General features: G+C 38.1%; 23 protein-coding genes. 13 read left to right on the forward strand and 10 right to left on the reverse strand.

Annotated elements, in window-relative coordinates; translation table 11 throughout:
* The first annotated feature begins 400 nt into the window (after positions 1 to 400).
* The 8 genes from EJ576_RS21750 to EJ576_RS21785 all read left to right on the forward strand — a co-directional run bounded on the left by EJ576_RS21750 (position 401) and on the right by EJ576_RS21785 (position 6,835).
* The gene (locus tag EJ576_RS21750) at positions 401 to 1,198 is read left to right on the forward strand and encodes a hypothetical protein (protein WP_126571055.1); all 798 of its coding nucleotides are present in this window, start codon (positions 401 to 403) and stop codon (positions 1,196 to 1,198) included.
* A 134-nt stretch (positions 1,199 to 1,332) separates the two neighbouring features.
* Positions 1,333 to 1,761 carry a LexA family transcriptional regulator gene (locus EJ576_RS21755; protein WP_126571056.1) on the forward strand — a complete coding sequence of 143 codons (429 nt, stop codon included), beginning with the start codon at positions 1,333 to 1,335 and terminating at the stop codon, positions 1,759 to 1,761.
* Positions 1,754 to 3,034, forward strand: coding sequence for a translesion error-prone DNA polymerase V subunit UmuC (gene umuC, locus EJ576_RS21760; protein ID WP_126571057.1), 1,281 nt, complete (start codon positions 1,754 to 1,756; stop codon positions 3,032 to 3,034). The genes EJ576_RS21755 and umuC overlap by 8 nt, the downstream gene beginning before the upstream one ends.
* Positions 3,035 to 3,551: 517 nt before the next feature.
* Positions 3,552 to 3,887, forward strand: coding sequence for a hypothetical protein (locus EJ576_RS21765; protein WP_126571058.1), 336 nt, complete (start codon positions 3,552 to 3,554; stop codon positions 3,885 to 3,887).
* Between the two features lie 142 nt (positions 3,888 to 4,029).
* Positions 4,030 to 4,686 (forward strand): hypothetical protein, encoded by a 657-nt coding sequence (locus tag EJ576_RS21770; RefSeq protein ID WP_126571059.1) that lies wholly within the window; start codon positions 4,030 to 4,032, stop codon positions 4,684 to 4,686.
* Positions 4,687 to 4,818: 132 nt separating this feature from the next.
* Entirely contained in the window at positions 4,819 to 5,217 is a 399-nt protein-coding gene (locus tag EJ576_RS21775) for a hypothetical protein (RefSeq protein ID WP_126571060.1), read from the forward strand.
* Positions 5,218 to 5,556: 339 nt separating this feature from the next.
* Positions 5,557 to 6,354, forward strand: a complete 798-nt coding sequence (locus EJ576_RS21780) for a hypothetical protein (RefSeq protein ID WP_126571061.1) — start codon at positions 5,557 to 5,559, stop codon at positions 6,352 to 6,354.
* 91 nt (positions 6,355 to 6,445) lie between these two features.
* Positions 6,446 to 6,835: a hypothetical protein gene (locus tag EJ576_RS21785; protein WP_126571062.1), complete on the forward strand. Its 390-nt coding sequence runs from the start codon at positions 6,446 to 6,448 to the stop codon at positions 6,833 to 6,835.
* 16 nt (positions 6,836 to 6,851) lie between these two features.
* Here the strand turns inward: EJ576_RS21785 and EJ576_RS21790 are convergent, their stop codons facing one another.
* Positions 6,852 to 7,148: a hypothetical protein gene (locus EJ576_RS21790; RefSeq protein ID WP_126571063.1), complete on the reverse strand. Its 297-nt coding sequence runs from the start codon at positions 7,146 to 7,148 to the stop codon at positions 6,852 to 6,854.
* A gap of 77 nt (positions 7,149 to 7,225) precedes the next feature.
* Complete coding sequence (locus EJ576_RS21795) at positions 7,226 to 8,344, reverse strand: hypothetical protein (protein WP_126571064.1); 1,119 nt, start codon at positions 8,342 to 8,344, stop codon at positions 7,226 to 7,228.
* Positions 8,345 to 9,114: 770 nt separating this feature from the next.
* Here EJ576_RS21795 and EJ576_RS21800 point away from each other — a divergent pair.
* Both EJ576_RS21800 and EJ576_RS21805 read left to right on the forward strand, forming a co-directional pair.
* Positions 9,115 to 9,570, forward strand: a complete 456-nt coding sequence (locus EJ576_RS21800) for a hypothetical protein (protein ID WP_126571065.1) — start codon at positions 9,115 to 9,117, stop codon at positions 9,568 to 9,570.
* Between the two features lie 1,014 nt (positions 9,571 to 10,584).
* Positions 10,585 to 11,412, forward strand: a complete 828-nt coding sequence (locus EJ576_RS21805; RefSeq protein ID WP_126571066.1) for a hypothetical protein — start codon at positions 10,585 to 10,587, stop codon at positions 11,410 to 11,412.
* A 31-nt stretch (positions 11,413 to 11,443) separates the two neighbouring features.
* On the opposite strand, the gene EJ576_RS21810 is transcribed toward EJ576_RS21805, so the two are convergent.
* The 7 genes from EJ576_RS21810 to EJ576_RS21835 form a co-directional block, all read right to left on the reverse strand.
* Positions 11,444 to 11,851, reverse strand: a complete 408-nt coding sequence (locus tag EJ576_RS21810) for a hypothetical protein (protein ID WP_126571067.1) — start codon at positions 11,849 to 11,851, stop codon at positions 11,444 to 11,446.
* A 653-nt stretch (positions 11,852 to 12,504) separates the two neighbouring features.
* Positions 12,505 to 14,718 (reverse strand): hypothetical protein, encoded by a 2,214-nt coding sequence (locus EJ576_RS21815; protein ID WP_126571068.1) that lies wholly within the window; start codon positions 14,716 to 14,718, stop codon positions 12,505 to 12,507.
* Between the two features lie 160 nt (positions 14,719 to 14,878).
* A complete protein-coding gene (locus EJ576_RS21820) occupies positions 14,879 to 15,499 on the reverse strand; it encodes a hypothetical protein (RefSeq protein WP_126571069.1) in 621 nt (206 codons plus the stop codon).
* Between the two features lie 110 nt (positions 15,500 to 15,609).
* Positions 15,610 to 18,627 carry a hypothetical protein gene (locus EJ576_RS21825; protein ID WP_126571070.1) on the reverse strand — a complete coding sequence of 1,006 codons (3,018 nt, stop codon included), beginning with the start codon at positions 18,625 to 18,627 and terminating at the stop codon, positions 15,610 to 15,612.
* Positions 18,611 to 19,003, reverse strand: a complete 393-nt coding sequence (locus EJ576_RS21830) for a hypothetical protein (RefSeq protein ID WP_126571071.1) — start codon at positions 19,001 to 19,003, stop codon at positions 18,611 to 18,613. The genes EJ576_RS21825 and EJ576_RS21830 overlap by 17 nt, the downstream gene beginning before the upstream one ends.
* Entirely contained in the window at positions 19,000 to 19,173 is a 174-nt protein-coding gene (locus tag EJ576_RS29700; RefSeq protein ID WP_158628954.1) for a hypothetical protein, read from the reverse strand. Before EJ576_RS29700 ends, EJ576_RS21830 begins: the two co-directional genes overlap by 4 nt.
* A complete protein-coding gene (locus EJ576_RS21835) occupies positions 19,163 to 19,783 on the reverse strand; it encodes a hypothetical protein (RefSeq protein WP_126571072.1) in 621 nt (206 codons plus the stop codon). Before EJ576_RS21835 ends, EJ576_RS29700 begins: the two co-directional genes overlap by 11 nt.
* Before the next feature lie 455 nt (positions 19,784 to 20,238).
* Between EJ576_RS21835 and EJ576_RS21840 the strand changes: the two genes are divergently transcribed.
* From EJ576_RS21840 to EJ576_RS21850, 3 genes are read left to right on the forward strand one after another with little or no spacing between them, the layout of a single operon-like run.
* A complete protein-coding gene (locus EJ576_RS21840; RefSeq protein WP_126571073.1) occupies positions 20,239 to 20,658 on the forward strand; it encodes a hypothetical protein in 420 nt (139 codons plus the stop codon).
* An 11-nt stretch (positions 20,659 to 20,669) separates the two neighbouring features.
* Positions 20,670 to 21,473: a hypothetical protein gene (locus tag EJ576_RS21845; protein ID WP_126571074.1), complete on the forward strand. Its 804-nt coding sequence runs from the start codon at positions 20,670 to 20,672 to the stop codon at positions 21,471 to 21,473.
* Between the two features lie 9 nt (positions 21,474 to 21,482).
* Positions 21,483 to 23,924, forward strand: coding sequence for a hypothetical protein (locus tag EJ576_RS21850; RefSeq protein ID WP_126571075.1), 2,442 nt, complete (start codon positions 21,483 to 21,485; stop codon positions 23,922 to 23,924).
* Positions 23,925 to 23,970: 46 nt separating this feature from the next.
* Here the strand turns inward: EJ576_RS21850 and EJ576_RS21855 are convergent, their stop codons facing one another.
* Entirely contained in the window at positions 23,971 to 24,207 is a 237-nt protein-coding gene (locus EJ576_RS21855) for a hypothetical protein (RefSeq protein ID WP_126571076.1), read from the reverse strand.
* Between the last annotated feature and the right edge of the window lie 22 nt (positions 24,208 to 24,229).

The raw sequence follows: 24,229 nt of genomic DNA on the forward strand, positions 1-24,229 counted from the left end.
TTGCTGCCACGGCAATACTGAAAATCAATCTTATGAAGATATTTCTCGTTTACACGTCAATCCTATTTAACTTGTTTATCTTCATTAAGTCCATTATTAGTTTTTTAACTTCCGGCCGTTTGCCTCCAGCGGGTAGTAACACTGTATTTGAGTTTTGTGAAAAAATGGGAGACACGGTTAGCTATCTGAATTTTAACGAATTAGTTGTTTTCGTTATATTTCCGATAATTTTCATACTTATTGAACAAATCTACATAAAAGAACAAACTAAACAAAGCCAGTCATAAGCTGGTTTTTTCTTGCCAACAATAAAGCCATGTCAACTATTCCACTTCTAACCTATTTACATTTAAGAAATAGATAGTAATGTATAAAGTATATAAACAACAAAAGGAAAGCCATGAGCAAAAAAAATAAAAAGAACAAGATTGCTAAGACAGCAGTTATTGATGACATACAGGTAAAAACATCTTTGATTAAACTTAAAAAAATAATTGATGCTAAGAACTTCGAAAATTTAGCTTTTGCACAAAAACCAACTGAACAAGGGTTATCAGACACATTATCCTCAATATTTATTTGCACTATATTAAGCATAAACCTAACTTCATTCTTTTCATTTCAACCATATTTAGGTTTGATTTTCATTGCTACATTTTTTCCATGGTGCATCTTCATTTTATATAGGGGCGATTCAATATTATCTGACTCAGCTAAGGGATTCATGAGCAAACTTACAAACTCATTAATAATTTCATCAGTCTTATTCTTTATTTTACAGGCCGTATTTATATTGTTTGCGTACTTGCCACTTAATTCAGGAAATGAAAACGCCATCGAAAAGTCAGAACCGTATGATTCAATGATGGGTTCAATCCTAAATGGTGATATTTTTAAGTTAAGATTTGAAACTTATACTTACGACGAAGACACAAATATTCGTGAATACACATTAAACATCACAACCCCAGAAAAAATAAAAGCTTCAGGCTTGTGCGAGAATCCATATAGAACAACAAACGAAGATGAAGTGTGTGATGCGTATGAAGCATATCCACAGGCAATGAAATTGCTAGATACCTATCAATATGACCCCGAGTGTCTAATTTCATTAAGCAAAGTAGATTATATTAGGTTTATAAATTGCAGCAAATACAGTAAAGCATACATAGACCCTATGAAAGCATTGATAGAGTAATCAAATCACCTATCTACGAATAAGACCGCTCATGCGGTTTTTTCACGTCTACCCTCTCCCGCCGACCGTCAGGCACGCTTGAACCAGTCACCAGAACTGATACTGTATGCCCATACAGTCAATGGTCAGTTATCATGCTCAGCCCACCTATCCCCTTCACAGCAGCTCTAAACCCATCCAAAGCACCAGTTCATGGCCGTGCTGCATGTGGCTTCCCGTCTCCAGCCGAGGAATACGCAGAGCCACCGTTGAGCCTCGATGACCTTTGTGGAGTGGGCAAACCATCACTGTTCATCCTGATAGCATGGGGTGACAGCATGAGCGGCCTAGGCGTTTACGATGGTGACTACCTTGTGGTTGATCGAGCCATAGAACCCCGCGTAGGAAGCGTTGTGGTGGCCCGTATCGGGCCTGAATTCACTGTGAAGACCTACGGCATGGCGAATGGTAAACCAGTGCTGATACCGGCTAACCCTGACTACGAAACCATTGTCATAGGAGAATTTGAAGAATCCGAGTTGTGGGGTGTTGTTCTTTGGAATCTTCATAAACTCCATGACTGATAAAATAGATAAAGTCTTTGGGCTAGTAGATTGCCATGCTTGTTATGTAAGCTGTGAACGTATCTTCAATCCTACATTGATTGGAAAAGCAACAGTTGTCTTGTCTAACAATGATGGTGCCGTTGTTGCCCGTGATGACTTGAGCAAGAAATTAGGTGTGAAGATGGGTCAACCCTTCTTTGAAATCAAGCACCTTGTAGAAAGTAAACAGTTGCGGGTTTGCTCTTCAAATTATGCGTTGTATCAAGACATATCAAATCGGGTCACAAAAGTAATCAGTCAATACGTTCCAGCTTACGAAGTGTATTCAATTGATGAATCATTCATTGACCTATCCGGCGTGAATGAAGACTTAGAAAAGCTTTGTCTGGAAATTAAGAGCCAAATCTATCGTCAGGTAGGAATGCCCGTGGGCGTGGGAGTGGGTAAGACAAAAACCCTAGCCAAGCTCAACAACTGGGCGTCTAAGAAATGGAAAGCCAAGACTGGTAGCGTGGTGGTCATCCTCGATGATGAGCGTCAGAACAAGCTTCTGAGCTTTGCTGATGTGGGAGAAGTGTGGGGTTGTGGGTCAAGGACTCAAAAGCGTCTGGAATTGATGAACGTCACCAAGGCCATAGACCTAGCCCGGTATGACAAGAAAGCCCTACGGCAGATGTTCAACGTCAACATAGAACGCACCGCACGCGAGCTAGAAGGTACCGTGTGCTTTGGTCTGGAAGAATCCCCTGAACCCAAGCAGAACATAGCCAGCACTCGCATGTTCGGTAAGCGTGTTTACGAGCTGTTAGAGCTTCGACAGGCCGTAGCATCATACGCAGCCAAAGCAGCGGTAAAACTCCGCAAGGAAGGCATGTTGACCAGTTGTCTGCAGGTCTTCATCCAGACCAGCCGATTCGATGACCAGCCATACAGCAAAGCTACCATCATTGGCTTGGAATCCCCTACTGACGACACACGGGAGCTGATAGCAGCGGCCCAAGCTGGACTGACCCGGATCTACCGGGCAAACACACCCTATGCCAAGGCTGGAATCATGCTCAGCCAGTTCACACCCAAGTCTGGCTACATCCCTGACCTTTTCGCTAAACCAGAGCGTAGAAACAACGACCGGCTTATGACACTGATGGATTCAATTAACAAGGTGCAAGGGGCTGGCACGCTCAGGTTTGCAATCGAACCAGAAACGTCGAGCTGGGGAATGAAGCGTGAATTTCTAAGCCCAGCTTATACAACAAAGTGGAATGAATTGTTAAAAGTAAAGATAGGATAAAGAGTATTGAACTTTTCATCATTTACATTTAATAAACTAGAGGTACAATTAAAGAAACAACATGGAAAAGGTACACATGAACATCACCACGAAACAGTTATTGTCATTAGCGTTAATAAACATAACATCATTTACTGTTACTTATTCCCTCCCATTGAATCTACAACACACGCTTGTCACATTAACAGCTTATCTTTTGTGTGGTGGTACACTCGTATGGCTAAGTTATAACGCCATTAAAACATTATGCAGATATGCACACTGCATTTGGGTTCCAGATACATTTGACGGAAAAAATGAATTTAATGATTTACAAATCCTTTTGATAAGATTTGTCATTTCTTTAGCTTTAACTAATTTGCTAATGGCTTCCGTGCATCTATAAAGCGATTTACTAACTTATTAACCAGCCAAGTGCTGGTTTCTTTACATCAATACTAAATATTTTAATACTTACCTATTTACATTTAAGAATTAGGTGATAATGTATCTATATACAAACAACAAAAGGAATAAAATGAAAATATTATCTACTCTTATCTTAATGACTGTATCAGCATTCGCAATCGCTGAACCAACATTCAGCAATCCAACCAGCTTCAATATCATTCCAGAAGCACAGGCTGTTCAAGTTACTGCTGAATATGAAGCGATGGTTGATAAGGTGATCACCACCCTTCAAGCTTACAAATCAGGCTACTCATACGAAGAAGTTAAAGCTGTAAGCAGCGAAATAGCCAAGGAAGTTAACTCATGCAAAGAAGGTACATTTGTAGAGATACTAGACTGCAAACAGAACATAGCTGACTTAACAGAACAATTAACGGTAGACGTAATCAAAGCTCATAAGTAATAAATGGATATTCAAACGACCAGCAAATAAGCTGGTTTTTTTGTGCCTGAGATTACCATCAATTAAATAAATCAATTCTAGTCTATTTACATTTAAGAAATGAATGTTAATATATTATTATACAAACAGAACAAGGAGAATCATGGAACTACTATTAGCTTGGTTATTATTAAGCCAATCATCAAACAAGCCACTGTCAGAACAAGACAGCTCTGAGTTAGCAGCCTCACTATCAAAAGTTATGCACACCTTAGAAAGTGCCAACGATTCGATGAAGAAAGCTGAAGCTTACATGAACAAAAAAAGACAGAGACTTGCAAAGGTTGAGGCAAACGCTGAGCAATCATTTAAAAAACACAAAATTAAAAAAACATTAATGATGTCTAGCATAGCATTAATAATTTTTGGTTACATTATTTCAAATATTTTAGTAACAGTTAATCCTGATAGTCTACCCGAATGGTTGTGTGTTTTTGTAGAACATTACAATGGTGTATTGAAACTTATTGAATACAGCTTACAACAGAGCTTTTGGATGTGCATGTTGTTTGGTTTCTTTTTGGGTATGGGATTTGTTATCAATTATATGGCTATCTCATGCAGAAACAGCACAATGGAAGTGAGAACACCACTTGAAACATTCTTGGAATCACAAAGAGAATGCCTTGCCAGTGAAGAAAGAGAATATAAAGAATACTTAGAAAAGTGTAATGATGGCCTAGCTGAACTGAAAGTTAAAGCTTTGGAAATCAATAAATATATTGAAAAAAGGAATCAACTTAAAAAATCAGTTTCATAGAATTATAACCAACCAGCCAAGTGCTGGTTTTTCTATCTCTGAATTGTTAAACATTAATAAATTGCTTCTAATCTGTTTACATTTATTAAAGCAGAGGTAATATGTACCTAATAGAACAATAAAAGGTAAACCATGACAAACAACTCTGACAACAACAAGCCTGATTCAGAAAAATACGTCACACATGATGATGTTGCGGAAATGGTTTCATTTGGTTCAACATACTTAAAATTCGCCGTAACCACTATCGTAGTGGGCGTTTCATTTTTTGCACTTCTTAAACATTATCCGGTAGCCACGCTCACTGGCACCGCTTTATTAATTTCATTGATTATATTGTTAATCATTATGTTTAATAAAATTATGATTTGGTTAAAAAATAGTAATGAATCAAAAATGAATGAAGCAGAAGCAGAAAAAAACCTCAACAATATTGCTGTAGGCTACCTTGTTTCAAAGGGCACGTTAAGCAAAGAAGAAATTGAAAGATTTAAAGAAATCGTAAAAAATAAATCAGAAGCCAGCAAGTAGCTGGTTTTTTGTTGCCTATTATTTTACATTCCAAGATTAAAGGTATTATGTAAGTAATACAACCACTCAGGAAGATATGAAAACACCGTCAAACAACGATGATTACCAGATAGCCATTACAAAGACTAGCAAATACAAAAGAAGCAACGAATGGATTGAATCCAGTGGCGAGCTTTCGCTGGTAGAGATTGAAACCATCATTTACTACGACAGATTAGATAGCGAGATAGAACAAGATAGAGTATTTTCAAAAATAAGTAATTCATAATTGATTAAGCCTCTTCACATTTGATAAATAAATGTTAACCTGAATATATAACAAACAATCAGGAGCATTTAATGCGTAAGACAGAGTTAAAAATAAATGTGTCAAAATCAACAAAGCCTGTTTTGAAAAGAACAACTGAAGAAGACGCAATGATTAAAGCATCATATAAAAATGGAATGGGCATCACTGAAATTGCAAACCAGCTTGGTGTAAGCAGACAAGTAATGCTTAGCAGAATAAAAGGTTTAGGAGTATGGGAAAGAAAAACCGTAGACGTTGAACCTAAACTTATTATTGATTTATGCATGAGCGGTAAAACGCTTCCTGAAATCGTACAACAAACCGGCTCAACAGAATTCATCATAAGAAGAATTTTGAAGGAAAACAAAATTAAATGCGTGAGAAGTAAAACTGTTGTCAGGAAATTTACAATATCAAAAGATACGTTACAAGACTTGTATATCACACAAAACTTGACTGCTAAACAGATTTCTGAAATTTACGGATGCAAAACAGCACAGGTTTATATAGCTTTGACGGAATACGGGATAAGAAGACCAGTTGCAGTTAATGTTGCAAAAAATGTTTTATACAAACTCTACATAGAAAGTGACATGTCACTTGATGAAGTCAGCTTGAAACTTGGATTGAAGAAAGAAAAAATATGTAGAACACTCAAAAAATACGGAATCAGAAAGAGAGCTAAATTTTCATTCTCTATAACAGAACATGAATTACGTGATTTATACGTCAATAACAATCTAACCAGAAAAGAAATTGCAAGAAGGTTTGATGTTACAGAAAGCGTTATACAAAATAGGATAAATCAATACAAAATTCAAAAACTATTAGAAATTGAGAATAAATAAATCATCCAGCCAAAAGCTGGTTTTTTATTACCTAAATTTTACAAATCATCAATCCTTGTTAGTATTATAGTAATGAACAATAAATTTCAACATGAATTCATTCGACCAACAAGAGATAAAAGAGTTAGCTGAAAAATTCAATGACTACTCAGTGAACGTTTTCCCCAAGTACCTAAGTGACCAACTGATTGCAGCAAAGAAAAACTTCAAGTTAAGAATGCCGCACGTCATCGGTATGAAGCGTAAAGGCCGCTGGTCAACAGAAGATGTAAGACAGGCTTTCAACTACAATGAGCATAATTTCAAGCTCATTCAGTATCAGAAAAGGTTCATCAACATATTGGAAAGCTTTATTGCAATGACCAAGGAATCAGACTTAGACGAAGCCATCAGAGTAGAACGCATCAGGTTCAGCAGGGATTGCATCATGAAGCTGTATCGCATTATAGCCATTTACAAGGCCACAATCATCACAGCCTAGCAAACGTATCAGGTTGTCAAAACACCAGCTCAAATGAGGCTGTATTGAGCTTGGGAACCATGATGAACTTGATACATGTCACGTCTTCCAACGCGGAAACGTCAGCAGCCAGAGCGGCCACATGAAGGCACATCTGACTACCCTCCCCGTCTAGGCGGAAATCAGCTTTAAACGACCCGTTACGCAACTCTAACCCGACAAGTGAAGGATACGACCCAGCAAGCGTTTTAAGCTCATCTAATGCCGCTTCCAGAGCGTCAGCGAACGAAGCTGAATCACTGTCTTTTAAAATCCTTGTCTCTTGATAAACCATTTACATAATCCATTGTTGTTACTAATACAAATACATCAACCATAATTTAAGTCAAAGGGAACAACGCTTTATGGCGTTTAATTTCCTTTGTTAGACTCTTCTACCCAGTTATTGAAATCACAAGCCGCTTCCCATTCATCAGTGTGCTTAACGTCAACAGCTTTAACTGGTGAAGATCTTTGTATGTCCTTTGCTATGAGCATTTCACTATCGAACATAGCGTCAAATTCTGCTGTTAATTCTTCATCACTTTTCCATTCCGGCTCAAGCAAATCTACACCATCAGAAAGGTTCAAGACCGTAGAAGCCGACAATGAAGCAACAAGGGGTTTGATTGCTTTTGCTTTCGCAATCTTACCTTTCTTAATAACATCATCAAAATCTTCAATTTTGAAATTTGGATTGAAGGTGATTTTGAATTCATAAATCTTTTTGAGCCTAGTCTTCTTTTCAACTGCAACGATATATTTCTTATCTATAAAATACTTGAACGCATTGTTGATTGATTTTACTTGACTATCTCTATCTCCACTAAGTTGAAGAGACTGTATCAAGTATTCTGCCTTGACACTTATTGTTTTCTTATTAGTGCCTGAAAGCTTTCTGTATTCAATATCAAGCTTTTCTTTCAAGACTGTTGCAACGTCGCCTTTTATTCTATCTTCAAGATAGTTGAGCCTTGAAAAATTTGGATGTGAATTTAGTAATTCTTGGTAGATACCACCAAAATCAACAGTAGCAACACCATCCATAGGTTCTGTTTTCCAGTTTATCAAACGACCATCAAACCTAACGCCACTTGGAGAGGTATAGCTAATTTTCATTTCAAAAAGAGCTGTCATCAACTCGTTAAAAGATTTTGTATAGTGAGAAAAGTCTTTGTAGTCGAATCCAAACTTAGTGAACATTTCAGGTAAATCCACAGTAACAGTTGTACTATTATGTTGCTGTGCTTTACTCAAAACATAAGAATAAGCCTTCTTATGGAATTTTACGTTCAGTTTCTTACCAATGATAATAATGTCTGTGAAATCGCAATTATTACTGATATGTAGCTTTTTGATTTCATAGTTTACTATTTCATCAGTTCTAGATGGAGAAAAGATAGGAAGATGTACTAGAACATCAGGAAAGACAACCTCACCTGTTTTAACCATTATTGCGTTTGTGCTCAACGCTTTATTCTTTACACTCATCTTATCTCCTTTTCTATGTTATACCTTCAATTTATCATGAATACTAATCATTGCAATAGCATTAGCAAAATATTTAATTCAAATATCATCTTAAGGAGTTAGTTAGGATATAAAACTAGTTACGAAAATCATTTTTGCTAATGCTATTGCAAAAATCGGAATTATAAACCGGCAAGTCGGACTTATAAACCGGTATGTCGGAATTATAAACCGGTATAATTTCTGGAAGCCTTGTATTACGTAGCTTGTAGAATAGGCTTTTCCTTACTAAAGATTATTAGTAATTAATACTATTATATTGTTTGAAAAAGCGTCTGGTGGATAAAGCGACAAATCATCATAGGTCTAACATCAATAACTTATAACAGGATAGATTCCTTGCTAATGCTATGACATGTCAAACCTTGAATTATAATACTTTGCTAATGCCATTGCAAAAATCGGAATTATAAACCGGCAAGTCGGACTTATAAACCGGTATGTCGGAATTATAAACCGGTATAATTTCTGAAAGCCTTGTATTACGTGACTTGTAGAGCAGTTTTCTCCTTATTAAAGATTATTAGTAATTAATACTATTATATTGTTTGAAAAAGCGTCTGGTGAATAAAGCGATATATTTCCTTGCTCGCCTAACATCAACCACCTAAATCATAAATTTTTTGCTAATCCTATTACACTTAAAACCTTGAACAAAAATATTTTGCTAATGCTATTGCAAGAAATAATATTCATGATTTAATTAAATGTAATCAACAATAAAACTAATCATGAGCGATATTAAAATAACATTTAGAGAAAAAATTAAAAGAATCATTCTCGTAAAAGAAGAAATCAAGAACTTGATTATATCTTCAATCAACCTACCTACCAATGTGAACCCATTGAGTAAAAGCTTTATTCTTGTGGAAAGGAAACATCCTAACTACCCTTTCATCACACAAGAACTAGTGGATTATGGAAAGAAATTTGCTAGGCATCATTCTATCTCATTACCATTGAAAGGAACCTCATATACGATTATTTCAGGAAGAATTGCGTATGGTAAAGAAATAAGAGCGTATCACTACAAAGCTGGTTACTACTTACCCGCAATTGAAAAGCTAAACGAAATACTTGCACAAGCTGAATCAGAGCTAGGAGCAACCATCAGCATCACTCAGACCATGCCAGATGAACACATTATCAAGCTGGAAGAAATTCTATTCGGTGATGAGCACAGTTGAAGTAGAATGAAAAATAAATTGACCCTTTGATTAGGGTTTTATTATTTCTACGAATTGAAACGAGGTGTGGGGTGAATTATCTTATTCTTGAAGCATAAACAGACAATTAAAATCTCTTTTAGTACCATTTAATCTTTCTTATTTCCCAACCTACTGACTATCACAGACAGACACAAAGCCCCGACCCCTGCATACATCCATTGCTTCTTAAATACAGCATCTATACAGTCGTTAAATGCCATGAAAGCGTTACTGCTTGAATAGTACCCTCCAGTGAAAAACATGACCGTGGCGAAAAAGAAAGAAACTGCAATGAAGAACAAAACAAACTTAGTAATCATAGATATCCGAATAATTGTTAATCAAATTATACATGCCAGTTGATTCAATGCAACTGGTGATGATAAATACGATATATATGTTTAAATAATCAAAATATTATAATATTTTACTATTTACATTTAACTTATAAATGTTACACTATAACTATATAAACAACAAATGAGATATTCATGATTATAAAAGACACACCAGTAAAACAAGCATTAGTATTTTTCGTATTGATTATTACACTTGCTGCATCAGCTTCACTTGCTACAGTTCTTTTCATGAAAAATGATGTTGGCTTATGGTATCAAATACTGGGCTATTTATTCATATTTTGTTATTACGTCACATTACTCATAGGCTTGTGTCTAATTGACATTAAACAAGACGAACCTGAGCAATTAGAATTCGATTTCAGCATAACCTCTTAAAAAGACCCGAAAGGGTTTTTCCTTTATCTAAAATTCAGCACTGTAAATAAGCCACAATTCAACAATCATTGTAATTAATCCGTTAAAGAAATCATGGACAGATAAAGTTGATTGGATATCCTTGAGTAAAATAAGACAGATGATAGAATAAGAGAAACAAACATCTAATTATACTATGAGAATACCCACTGATACAGGAAAGATAGAATTCGTCCCATCAACAGAACAGCTTAAAAGCTTCGATGATTTCACCGACATGCTTAAACTTGTCGAAGCAGCATCAATCCTTGAAAAGAAGGCCAAACCAGAAGACATTGACCTTATCATTAAGATTCTTGGCTTCATGCAAAAGGTCTACAAATTTCAATCACCAGAAGAAAAAGCCAAGGCCGAAGCCTTCTCAAAAGGGGTTGTCTTTCCGATATCCACTCACCTACCCATCTACAATGCTGTGTGTGCTTACAACCGTCAGGATCTGGCCCTAGCCTTCTCACACATCTTCCATGACTACCTTGAGTGCGACCTTCTAGAAGTCACTGAACTGACTGAGCAAGGGGCTGTGTTCATTGCCTTTGCCCTTTTAGAGCAGTTTGACCCTACGGCAATACCAAACGACCTAGAAGCCAAAGCACGCGGCCAAATGGGCGAATTCAAGATGTTTGCGGGTAGGCCAATGTCGTTCTACAACGGTGTAGAGACAAAGCGTGCCTACCAGTATCACACCCTACTGGGTAAGAGCTATGAAGACAGCAAACGCTTCAAACGCTTGCAGGAGCTACGAGGCACACCCGCCATTGGCGATGAGACGATATCCATTCACTCACCAGCCTTACCCGCTTCTAACCCACCAGAAAAGCTTTTGATTTTAAAGCCAGTTGAACAAGAAGAAGCTGAACAGGAAATTATCGTTCAAGAAGTCGAGTATCAGGAAGATAGCTTTCTTGATGATATGAGTTTTGTAGATGCTGATGAGGTGATTGATTCTGATGGCGTAGAGGTGATGGATATAGATGATGATTCCGAACCAGAGCAATCTCCTGAAGATTACGACTGGATGAAAGACATTGATGTGAAAAAGAAATGATGGTGATGGAAAATAAAAACAAGGGAGCTTATCAGGCTCCTTTTGCTTTTCTGCAAATGGCGAGGTAGTCAAAAGGGTCAGAAACAGAGCTTAATAACTTAAACCTGAACTCATTCCTTTCCGGCTCATAAAACAGCTCTAAATCATCAACATCTACAACAGACTTGATAGTTTTCAGACCCGTCCTGAAATTCATCAAACTAATCTTTTGAATAAACCCAGTGAGCTTCTTGGTAGAGAGTGTTTTTATGTTACGATACTCAACACCGTGTTGATTAAGGTAGGCTGTGCGAAACAACATCAAATCAGGGTTGAAAAGGTAGTGTTCTTTCTTGATGAAATCCGCAAAAATTGCATAACCCGCAAGGGATATTTCAAGCTGAAACTGAACACTGGGTTCATTCGTATTCAAGATATGGAACGCGGTTGAATCACTCATAGTCAAACCATCAAATTTGATATTGCTAATGCTATTGCAGCGACCGACACAGCGTAACCTAGAATATTCTTCTTGATTGGAAATTGAACCAATAGCAAGAATAGTAATTGGCTGGCTGGAATCACTATCATTGCGAAGAGAACAAGCAATGAAAATCCCAATGAATATTGGAAAGACCAGTGTAGAGCGATGAATACAAGGGCAGATACAGCAAAGATAAGTGCGTAGAGTTTAGCGAATGGGTTTAAGTTAGTCATAATGATTTAAGATGTTGTTAATTTTATAGTAGCATATATAAATCACCTATTCAAATATAGGACGTTAAAAAACCAGCTTCATACTGGCTTTAATTTTGAAGTCTTAAATCTTCGCTTTAAATGTATTGCAATAATTATCCCATGAAACGCAAAACCTATACTTACAGGAACACTCAAGATTATCATCCAGATACCGAACTGAGCAAAGGATGTACCACTTACTCCAAAGCTCATAATTGCAACACTAATGATGAAGCTTAATACACAGAGTCTTACCAACTCAGAAATTCTCAATTTCTTTAAATGCTTTAAGTTATCAATATACATAAACCCTCAATTGATTGTCTTTATTTAATTTTATCATGACATACCTTTAACGCAATACTCAAAAAAATATTATCTTCCTAACTTACCAATGAAGCCTTTGGCTTTTGACATAAGTTGACCAATCGCATCATCATAAGAATCAGCTTTGTAGCAGAATTTGTTTATCGCAGCTTCAGTAGACTTAAAGGAAGCCTTCATACCGATGTAGAAAGAAATCATGTAGCTCAATGAATAGATGAAAACAAAGAACAATGCTTTAAGCGTTAACGTAGCATTGCCTGCATCAGCATTTTCAATGGCAAAACCACCAAACAACTTAGTGAGCAAAATACTTGCAATGAACATTAAAATCATCATTGTGCAAAGCCCAATTATTGAGCCTATAGCCACAAGCGGCATTCTGAACATTACGTCAACTACGCCGTATTTCTTCATCATATCTGTAAACGATTCACCATCGTCTCTAAACATTTTTGCATAGGTACTCATCAGCAAAGCATAACCGAAGGTGAATGGCACTAGGAAAGGCATCAACATTCCTACAGCAAATAACCTGAAGTAATCAATAAACAATACTCTAATCAAGAATAAAGTAGCGATACCTAAACCACCAATAATGCCTAATGCCGCCATTCCGAACCCATGCCAAAATCTAGCATTAGTGATGTAGTAAGCTCTATTAGGGTCATTGGAGTCCGCAGCATCATATTTAGACTGCCAATATGTCTCAACTACTATTGCCGCTGTATACACCATAGCAACGTAAGGAATAATCTCACGACCTAACTCAAACACTGGGGTAACGAAATTGGCATTGGCGGACTTACAATAGCCACCCTGCTTGCAATCTTTGTACTGCATACCGGCATCTGTTAATGCCCCACCAGCCACGCCATCCAACAAAGCAATCATGTCAGTATTGATATTAGATTGAGGCTTCAAACTTCCATAATACTTATCAATACCGAATGTATTCTTAGAACCTTCGCCGTTAAACATGGCAAGATTATCTTCAAGACTTAAAAATTGTTGAAGCTTACTCTTCTTAATCGCCACTTCATTAACAATTTCAAGGTCAATGGCTTTCAGTGCTGTTGATTCAAAAGCTTTCTTGTAAATTGAACCCAATTGTAAATTTGAATACATGTCATCATACTTAACGGCTTCTACAACAGACTTATCAACGGTATTACCATTTCTGAGCATTTCAGTGAAAGCTGTTAGGGATAAATCATCAACCTGACTTTGTATTTGTCCTTGAACAATTTCTATATCAGTAATTTCTGAATTCTGTAGGGTCTTAACAATGCTATCACCAGTCATATTGAATGAGCCATCAGACCTCATATCTACACAACTAGAAATGTAATCTTTCATCAAGTCTCTATTGACATTGAACACACTGGCACAGTTATTTTTGATGATGCCATACGCAATACTTCTTAAAGCTGGCTGCATTTTAATCATCTTCTGGAGCAGTAACGCACTTTCGCTAGTGAGCTTTTTATCAGCAATATGACCGATACGGTAAGTTTTATATCCCAATTCCTCACCAGCACAATATTGAGTTTTTTCAATATCACCAGCTTGATAGAATTTGTTTTGGTTCTTACCAGTAGGAGCTTTTGTTTCTTTGAGTAAACAAGCAATAAATTCTTTATCTTTTAGTTTGATGCCCTCAAAAGTGATTTCTAGATTACCCGTTTCGACCAGCATACCTTTTCGAGCTGCAAGGTCTTCAATGTGCCATTCAATCATACTGTAAACAGCCGCTTCACTGAACGAATCAGCCTCTTTGTGCAATCTAGTTTCAACACCTGATAAATCATTGATGAAGAATGAAAATATATTAGTGGAGTAGAACAAGGCGAAAGCCATGATGAACATGATGACGAACAGTATTTTGATGAAGAAAGCGAAATGACCTGAAATAACGGCAATACCTAAAATTAAGGAAACAGTAGCGAAAGGTAAGACATTCAGACCAAGAACAACCCCTTCCCTACTGCCTCTTATGAGAGCCATTAAGAAGACACCACATAGAATTATTCCAAATGAAATAGTAGAAATTCTATTAACAACATAATCAATCGCTTTGAATAGGGCCGTTGCTGCGTCATCCTTGTATTCCAAATCAATAACTTTTGAACTGAAATCCATCGTAACTAAATTAGTAACAAAATCGACAGCAAAATCAATTTCAGCCTTACCAACGAATATTTTGATAAATTTGAACATCTGAGAGCTTTTGTCATGCTCTTCAATACATTCAGCAATTTCCATTTTGCTCAATGCACCATTACCCGGCTGACAAGCCGACTCAGCAAATGTGAAATTTGAAGTAAATAACGTGAACGTTAAGAACAATATCGAAAGTAATTGTTTCATACGGTATTATAATGTGTATATTTTAAATTGTATCATATGGATAACCTATGTCTAATTAAATGGTTAATAAAAATCCAGATGCAAGCACGTTGTAGAATACGACTGCTATACCTATGAATATTGAGATAATAAATAAACGCTTGATAACACCCCTTTTAGATTTCTTCATAAGCTGTTTAATCTGAGCGTAAGCTAATCGGCCTGCTACGCCCGGTTGCATATTCATTAGCTTCTCATGCCCGATTTCACCAACTGCCGTGTAAGCAACCGAAAACAAGAAGAACCTGTAAGACCTTATACACTCATTCAATTCAGGGTCATTCTCTTCTCTCAAAGCGTTAATCACATCAGAAAATCTTTTATCCGTTTTAATCTTTTTTCTGTAAAAGGTTCTTCTAGTCCTTGCTCTGGTAATAGTCGCCCATAAATTTCTATCAGTGATGAACTCGACCAGCTTATAAAGATTTTTGGTTTGTCCACCAGCGACAGCTACTGAATCACCTACACACCCGCCGAAATACAACAACGCGAGTTCATCATTCTTATGAACAGTGCTAAGGTTGAAATCTTTACCCGAATGTTCAAAATCTACAAAACAAGTGAAATAAGCACACAATGATAAAATTTCAGGTCTAAGTTCATTTGGCTCATAAGTTACTTTCGTTGGGGTATTCATATAGTTTAATGATGTTGTATCACTTCATTTTACCATGCAATATTTGTTTAACAACTAGACAAGTTATTTTCAATGACAAAAAAATAAAGCCAGCATTTGCTGGCCTTATCTTATCTACCTTCCGTATTGGTTGGCGGTTTCGTATCAACAGGTGGTGTAGCAGAAGCTTTAGGCTTTCCATACAGTTGTTTCACTTTACTGATAGCTTTTTCTTTCATACCTTCCATTGTGCCCACAGCAGCTTTTTCACCCATGTATGTAATAGCCAAGGTTTCAAGAGTTCTGTTAGCAGCAGCGTCATCGAGAATTTCGCTATCGCTACCAACAATGACATTCTTCATGCTCATTGTGAGTCTAGGTATGGTTAAGAACAATGTGTGTAGGAAAGCATAGGTGAACAACACAACAACGATACCAGCCAACATACCGAATATGCCACCATCACCCGCTACTGATACATAGATAGCTCTGGAAACACTAGAGAAGGATAGATAGTAGATGAACGCAAGCATGATGTAGTGACCGATGAGGTAGAACAAAACACCTAACCAGCTACCAAAGATTTGCTTCAATCCAGTTTTGACGTATCTAATGTCACGTTTGAAAACCGCTTGTAAAATAGCCAAGTAAATCACAAGAACCATTTCTACTACCAACAATAGACTTAATGCAGCAACCATTATCATTTGTATGGCAGGTAAAATCTGTAAGGCTAATGCCCACAAACCTATCAGGATTAAAATGTTGGCGAGTAAATCTAGTGGCACCAAAATAACATCAAGGATAGCGATAGCCATTTGGAACAAGAAGGCGAACTTACTCATAACAGCAGAAGCCTTACCTAATTGTTTACCAATCCACGAATCACCGCTGATACCAAATTTGTTAATGATGCTACCCAAGTCGAAATTCTTAACAGCAGCAACAGCAGTGGTACCCATCTTTATGTAAATACCCAACATCAATGGGTCAGACCTGTAAATTGATGATACTGTTGCAGTTCCTCTATTATCACATGCGACAGCCATTGCATTACACTCAACAATCCCTCTTGAAATTGTTTTGTCCATTGGTAAACCTAAGTCACCCTTGAAATTTGAAAACAATGCAGAGTTGCTTTGCATAATATTGATTAACATATCACTGAATGATTCACCTTCTTCATTGAAGTTTTGAGCTTGTTGGTATGTTGTGCTACTACCAGCTTTCGCTGGGTCAAGGAGCGAATCAAATATCAATGGCTTGTAATCAGTTGTGATTTGTTTGTAGCGACTGTTATTAGCAAGGTCTTTTGTTTCTCTCTCATCACCAAACAACTTATTAAAGTCAACACCTACACTGAAATCACCACCAGCAGCATAATCAACTACAAGACCATTCCTAACGGCATCACCCATTCTTGCACTGTTATTTAATGCTTTACCAATTGAAGTGGCTGAAATACCAGCATGGATAAATCCAAGGTCAATGTTTGAATACATTGCGTTTTTGAATGGGTTGTTCTTCTCCATGAATTTTAATTGACCCAGTAAAGCACCTTCAATGATATTACTGGTCAAATTACTTACAGCAATACCTGCAGCGGTAGTTCTATCCTTGTAGAGCAAGACGTTAGTTTCATCAGTCTTGGCATCAACGCCCATGTAGACCGCAATGCCACCTTTGAAGGTAATACACTGGGTAGGCATAGAGATAGCTGACATAGCCGTATCACGCCAAGCAGAACCACCAGCTAGGATGTTGAAGCCATTGATATGAATATCATCTATTTGTTTGTTATAGAAGTTAGAGCAGTTGTATTTCAACGGATAGTTACTGGCTTCCTGCATATACTTCCACTTACCACTATAAGTCAAAGCCGGGTTCAAACCTTGTGCAGAATTTAGAAAAGTTGCACTATATATCTTGTTAACTTTAGCATTGGTTTCACTACCCAAACCTTCTGATAAATACTTGTTCTTGATTTTTACCAAGCCGCTATCTAAAGCATCAGCAACCCTCAATACCAAACCAGTATCGTAGTAGCTTTGAGCTTCAAGATATTTACCCTCAGAAACCAAAGGCAATGCTTTAGCTTCATACGCATGAAGTATTGATGTGAATTCAGCAGCGGTAAAAACTTTTTGTCCATCAGCTTGAGCAATTAAACGCACTTCATTTGTTAAGTCAGTGTCAGCCTCTTGTTCTATTGAAGCATCTAAGTTAGTAGCACGAATAGGGAACAATACGTTTGCTCTACCATATTTCTCAGCTTCATAGTTATCATAATTTTCATTCCATACCATGTTGATTTGTTCAACAATTCCATTACGAATAACAGGAACCATGTTGAGCTTAACATTGCTCTCTATATCGTTAACCACATCACTCTTTGTCAAACCAGACGAGAAGAAACCGGTAGTGCCTAACTGATTGTTGTGTGATGCAATGATGGATACCTTAGTGACCGTCTCAGTCATGCCGTTCCAAATACCAATCTGTTCAGACTTGTTGTATTGAGTAAGCTTAGGTTGAACCTCAGCGACAACAGTTGATATGTCAGGTGCGTGTTCAGCGACAGCGACGGTAAAGGTTAAGCTGGCCCAGTTCAAAGTAGCAATGATGAGAAGCACAGCAACGGTGATTACGCTCAGGAAAATTTCAGGTTGAATGATTAACCCTACCCCTAGAACCAACAACGTCAGCTTAGCGTTTTTTAGGTGTTGAGCTTTGACAGCTCCATCATTCTCAGCCTTGATATTTGAGTTCTTACTTGCCGTCCACCAGAGATTAAAAACCCAAAGAATTAAGAAGCCGTAACCTATGGCCCCACCAACGTTAATGTAGAGATTTTCAACCAAGACACCCAACAACCCACCACTGTTCTTAGCTAGGTCAGGATTGAACAACAATGCATTCGCTAACATCTTAGGAAGAGGTAGCTGCAGGCATGGGCCACAGATAGCACTATTGAAGCCGTTGATATAGAAGTCCCTTTGAGGGAGGCTGAATTTCACCAAGTCAGTTGTATCAACCGGCTCAGATGACACACGGGCCTCAGCGGCTACTTCCATCGGAGTACGTTCAGCATAGACACTACCAGAGAAGGCAAGTGTCATGACCAGCATTAATTTAAATATCCATTTCATTATGACCTCTTGTTGTGTTTATTTTTGCTTGCTCATCATGACAAGCAGTAGCCTTGTATTTCTCGTAAACCTTTCTTTCATACCACTTCAACAAGCGTTCAGAAACACTCATGAAATAATCATGCAAGGTATGATAGGTGAAGCCAAAAATCACTAACAGTGAAACGAATTCATAAAAGAAACCGGCATGAGGCTTAATGAAACTAATACTAAATATTATCGGTATCAAAATGTTCGTAGCTTGGATACCAGCAACCACTGGAATGACATAACAGAACATCACTAGCAAAATAGCAATTGCGTAACCTTTTCTTTTTCCTATCAACTCAAAAAACTTTTCATTTGTAAATTCTTCAGCCTGATTAGAAGTGTTCATTTAACCACCTCCTTTGTTGTTTGTTGTTCGTTAGTACCAAGAAGAATATCAAGCACCAAACCACCCACAGAACACATCATTTCTTGACGACCTGATGAGTCAGCATGAGAAACATTTGATAGGAGTATGGTGATAAGAAATAAATGGAAAGCGGTTATGTTATTTTTCATAACGACCTCCTAGCAATTCACAATGCATACTAAGTGTCATTAACTTCAATACAATGAAGACAGGGTATGAAATTGTGATAAAGATTAAAGCCAGTATAGTGAGCATGACCAGACTTGTTATCTTTAAAAAAACTATTGAAAACACGAACGCAGTAAACATAATAGCTAAGGTTAAAAAGGCAGGTAGGACATACTTAAAAAATATGACCGTCAGCCTAAGCATTCCTAAGAGCACTACTGCAAGACTATGGGCTATTACATTAAGCAAGCAACTTTTAACTAACTGCACAATACTACCTGCATCACTCTCCTTTAACTTTTTATTTATGATGCCTGCAACCTTTTGTATGACCTGAATTTCTATGCTAAGGATGAATAAACAAATTACGGAAAATGTCAAAACTTGGATGAGGGTACGTCCTTCATCCGATACCGGAAGCTCGCCCCATGGAAGATAAATTAATAGAATGCCAACAAGTGCGAATGAACCAATAGCAATGACAATACAAGCTATTGAAAATAAGAACCAGAACATCACTTTGAAGTAAAAAAATGCCAACTCATCTGCGAGTAATTTTTTTAGATATTCTTTTATTAGATAGTAATTCATATAGTATAAAGATGTTTATACTTTAATATTACCATGCAGTTAATTTATTGCAAATGAACCACGTATTATAATGCTAAATTTTTATTGACCAAAGAACATCAAAACCCAGCTAAGGCGTTTGACCTGCAGAAAACTTCACACGGTAGACATGCAACGGTAGACACATTACTTTCAGACGGTAGACACACTACGGTAGACACCACTCGGTAGACACATATTAAGAAGAAGAGAAATCATTAAAGCAAGATGTATGTATTTGTCTACCGTCAAATAGTTTTCTGACGCCTTACAGTTGTCTTATTTTAAAAGCTTAATTTGTTGTTCATCCTACCTATATTTTGTCTTTCTCAACTTTGAATTTATAGCTAGTTAATTGACTACCAACATTAGTATGATAATATTTAGAATATAGATTAGATATTTCCAATCTTAACAAATAACAACAAGGAGCTATTATGACAAATCTAAACATTGAGCCTGATTCAATCATAGAGAAATTATCAACAGTTGGTGATTACGAACTCAATAGAAACAAAACAAAATACGATAAATTAAAAAAAGACAATGACAATCTTTTAGGCAGTCTTGAATTAGAAGTCCGCAACATTAGAGCTGATGGCTATGACGTGATTGATAATCCAGATTCACCAGAAGCTGAAAAGCAGGTTATCAGGGACAAAATCAAAGCTAAGCAGCAGGAAGTTGAACAAGCCCGTACTGACAAGGAAGCCATAAAGCTAGTGCTGAATCGCATTGACAAAATGTTAGAAGAACTCGTTGCTAAGAAGAACCAAGAACAAATCTTGAAGTATCTTAAGTCACAAGGCATCACAACCTTAGAGCAGGTCAAAGCAGCTCTATCAAAGAATCACTAATAGAGGACTAGATGAACGAACCAAAAGAGAAAAGAAACAAGAAGCTGGAAATGAAATTAAACCCTTCATACGTCAGCTTACTCTATGAGATTGCTGATACCTATGGCATCAAAAACGTCAATACGTTGGTTGATATGATACTGACTGGCAAGCACCTTTCACGTTCCCAATCAGGTAGAGACAGCAAGAAGATTACTGACAACGTAGGGAAGCAAGCTACTCAGTCAATCAACATTGTTAAGCAGGTCATCAAGAACGCCGAAGAGTTGAAACTACCCCAAGCTAAGCATGAGCTTAAAGACATTAAAACTGGTTTTAGGATTACACATAAAACAGATGATGTTGATGTTCTAGAAATCTTCCAAAACCATGTTGAAGAATTGTCTAAGGCAATCGGCAAGGTCATCACATTAAACGTCAAGTATGAAACAGATACGTCAAAAGAAGCTGCTAGGTTTAAACGTCGCCTCAGTGAAATTGACGTTAATGCAAAGCTACCACGTAAGAGAAATTACTACTCAAGACATACCACCAGCGTCTACGCCAATAACTTCAAAAACAACGGAGTATTCAAAGCCGGTGAACGTCCTGATGCTTACAACAGAAGAGCTTTGAAACACTCACTAGCAACCAAAGCTGAATTTATGATTGAGCATGTAAACCCTGAGCAATTTAAATTAGCTTTCGATTTGCTCACACGATGGAACACGATTAACCACAAAATAAATTTGAGTTTTATTGAAGGTGGAACAACAGGAATAGAACCACTTTTCAAAGAGATTTTATCTCTAATCAAAAAAGCGAACGAAGTATAAAGGTACATTATGACAACAGCCGCAGCGATGGAAGCTGACCAAGACAATAAACAGAAAATTCAAAAAGCCAAAGGTGGTAAGAAATTCGTTTCCAAGGCCAGAGAATACATTCACACCCGTGAAGGTTTGAAAGGTGTAATAAAGTATCTAATTTCCGATTCAATCTATCTGAAAGAAAAAGGAATTGAACAGCGATTACCTATTGAGTTGACTGGGTTGGTTGCCCTACCCCATCCACATAATTACTACGGTCAACCATGTTACGAACAGAAGCTTAATGAATACAGCTATGCCGTTGCAGATGCGTTGATTGCGGAATGGGAGAAGCACGCAACACCAGCAGATTTGAAGCAATTGAAAAAGAACCAGAGCTTGAAAGGTGCTACGGTTGCTGAACGTGCTGAAATTATGAAAGCCTACTATGTCTATGACCACTTCCTAACATTATCACCACAAGAAGCAGGACGGTTAACAGAAGCCCAGCAGGTCAAATTACTTCTGGCTATGCGTGTGGAATTCACCAAACTCTTCACTAGAGAAAAGGAAGACAACTATCCTACCTTTCCAGTGCCGCACATAAAGAAAGAAAAGGGTGAATACAAATCACACCTTCATATTCCCATGCTTAGCAAGTCTTATGATGGAAAGAACCTTGACCTAAACAACACAAAGCTCAGAATGTTTTGGGCATTGGTTCATTTAGAGAATTCACCACAGTTCAGTCAGTATCTCGACAAGACCAACACCCTTGCCGCTCAGGAACGTTTCATACCGCCTAGCGAGAAGGAACACAAAGCTTTCCAGACCATGATGAACAAAGTGTTCAAGAGTAAAGATGAAGCAGCTCAGAAAGCCGCTATGGCTCAGTTCAAGGTTTCCATCATTCCTAACCCGAACTATTTCAAGCCAAATGACCCGGCACTTGAAGAAGATGAAAACTCACCTTTCAGTTCAAAAGACGCCTTGCTGGTTAAGTGGGGTGATAAGACCTACAACCTTAAATACTGTGCTGGTTCAGGGAAGTTCGGCAAGCAGTCTTTGACCAGAGCAACGAACCTTTACCACTCAGAGAACCTATCATCGTCAGCCAAGGTGCAAATGGCCGATGTGGTGGAGATTTTGAAGAACCCTGAACACAAGTCATTCACTGACCTGAACGCCGCCCTCGAGGCTCGCAACGTCTTCTTGATACCTACCATCACCAAGAGCGGAACCGTTCAGGGATTCACCGTATACCTATCAGATACTGACACTGAGGTTTCCATGTCGAAGCTAGGGATTTCGTTCAAGAAGGAGCTACCGATCGATCTGAACGACCCGGCCACCATCGACGCTATCCGTGCTGTGCGTGAAGCCAACCTTCACCGTAAGACCAAGACCACACGCAAAGACTCCGGCCTAGTGCCAGAGCCTGACGTTGAGCTGTCTGGTGGAGCTTGGAAGCCGTCATTCAGCTACAAGAAGAAATTCATGTATGACTACGCCGGTATCCCTGAGTACATGGCAGACAACGGCGGCAAATTCGGTATCACGTTGAAGAACTACCTCACCTATGACCGTGGCGTGTTCTTTGATAAGCGATTCCAGAGACAAGCCATTGTGGTTAGGGAATACACACCGGATTCACTAAAAACCAGCTTGACCAGCGAAAGCCCAGCAGCCGCTAGGGCACTGGCACAGATGTATTTAGAGAATGGGTACTCAACGGTAATCATCACCAGTCAGGGAACACCACGCAAAGCACAAAATATCTGGCGTGAAGCTTCCATGCTTGGCTTGAAGGTCGAAGGTTACACCCCTACCCCGGATGATGAGCAGTGGTTGAAGACCGAGCTGCAGAAGAAAGCGTTGGCCGTTCGTGAGAACAACCTACGTGCCATTACGGCTTACAAAGCCACCGGGCAAGACTTCGACATCAAGACCGTCTCTAACCAGTGGAAAAGCGTTGATAGAAGCCCTATCGCGTATGCGTTCGTTGACTTGCTCAAAGCTGGTCTAGATCCGCTCATGGTCATGAACCCACCCAAGAAATCGAAGCACAAGGCTCTACCAGCCGATCCAGACACCAAGGAACAAGCAGACCTTACCACCCAGTACAAGCTGATACTGGAACTGGTCAGCCTTGAATGCCCTAACCGCATGGAACAGGCTCAGAAAGCTCTTGAAAGGTTCAAACCAGTGGATGTGGTCAAGGAAGAAGAAGCACCGGCAAAACCAGTGGTAACGGTCACACCAGTAGCACCAGTGCTACCAGTCATACCAGCTCCAACACCTACACCTACACCGGAAGCTATGCCTAGTCCTACACCGGCACCTCTCACCAGAGCAGAGCAAGAAGCCATCATTGTGAAACGTATCCGTGATGGAGTGAGTGAACCAGCTAAGGCTAACCAAGGAAGTAAAGACATTGCTGATGAAAATCTTAAAAACTCGAAACCTAAATCCAAGTAAAACAAAAACCCCATCATGGGGTTTAGTTTTTAATCTCTATAATAAATCATTCAAACGGGTTATCTAATAACTCTTTATCTTCCATAGCCTTTCTATATTCAGCCATCAAACGATTACTTGTCTCTCTATCAAAATCAGAACTGTCTAAGTGAATATATGGGTTATCTGATTCAGGGTCATAATATTCAAACCCTACACCTAGACCTTCCAGCTCAGTCACAACAAGGTTTGCTATAAATTCTTTTTCTTCTTCATTAAGTAAGCTATCGGCGTTTATATTCATAATCTTTCAAAATTGTTTGTTA

Source organism: Pseudomonas sp. C 49-2, from assembly GCF_003970195.1.
In the GTDB taxonomy this organism is placed as follows: Bacteria; Pseudomonadota; Gammaproteobacteria; order Pseudomonadales; family Pseudomonadaceae; genus Aquipseudomonas; species Aquipseudomonas canadensis.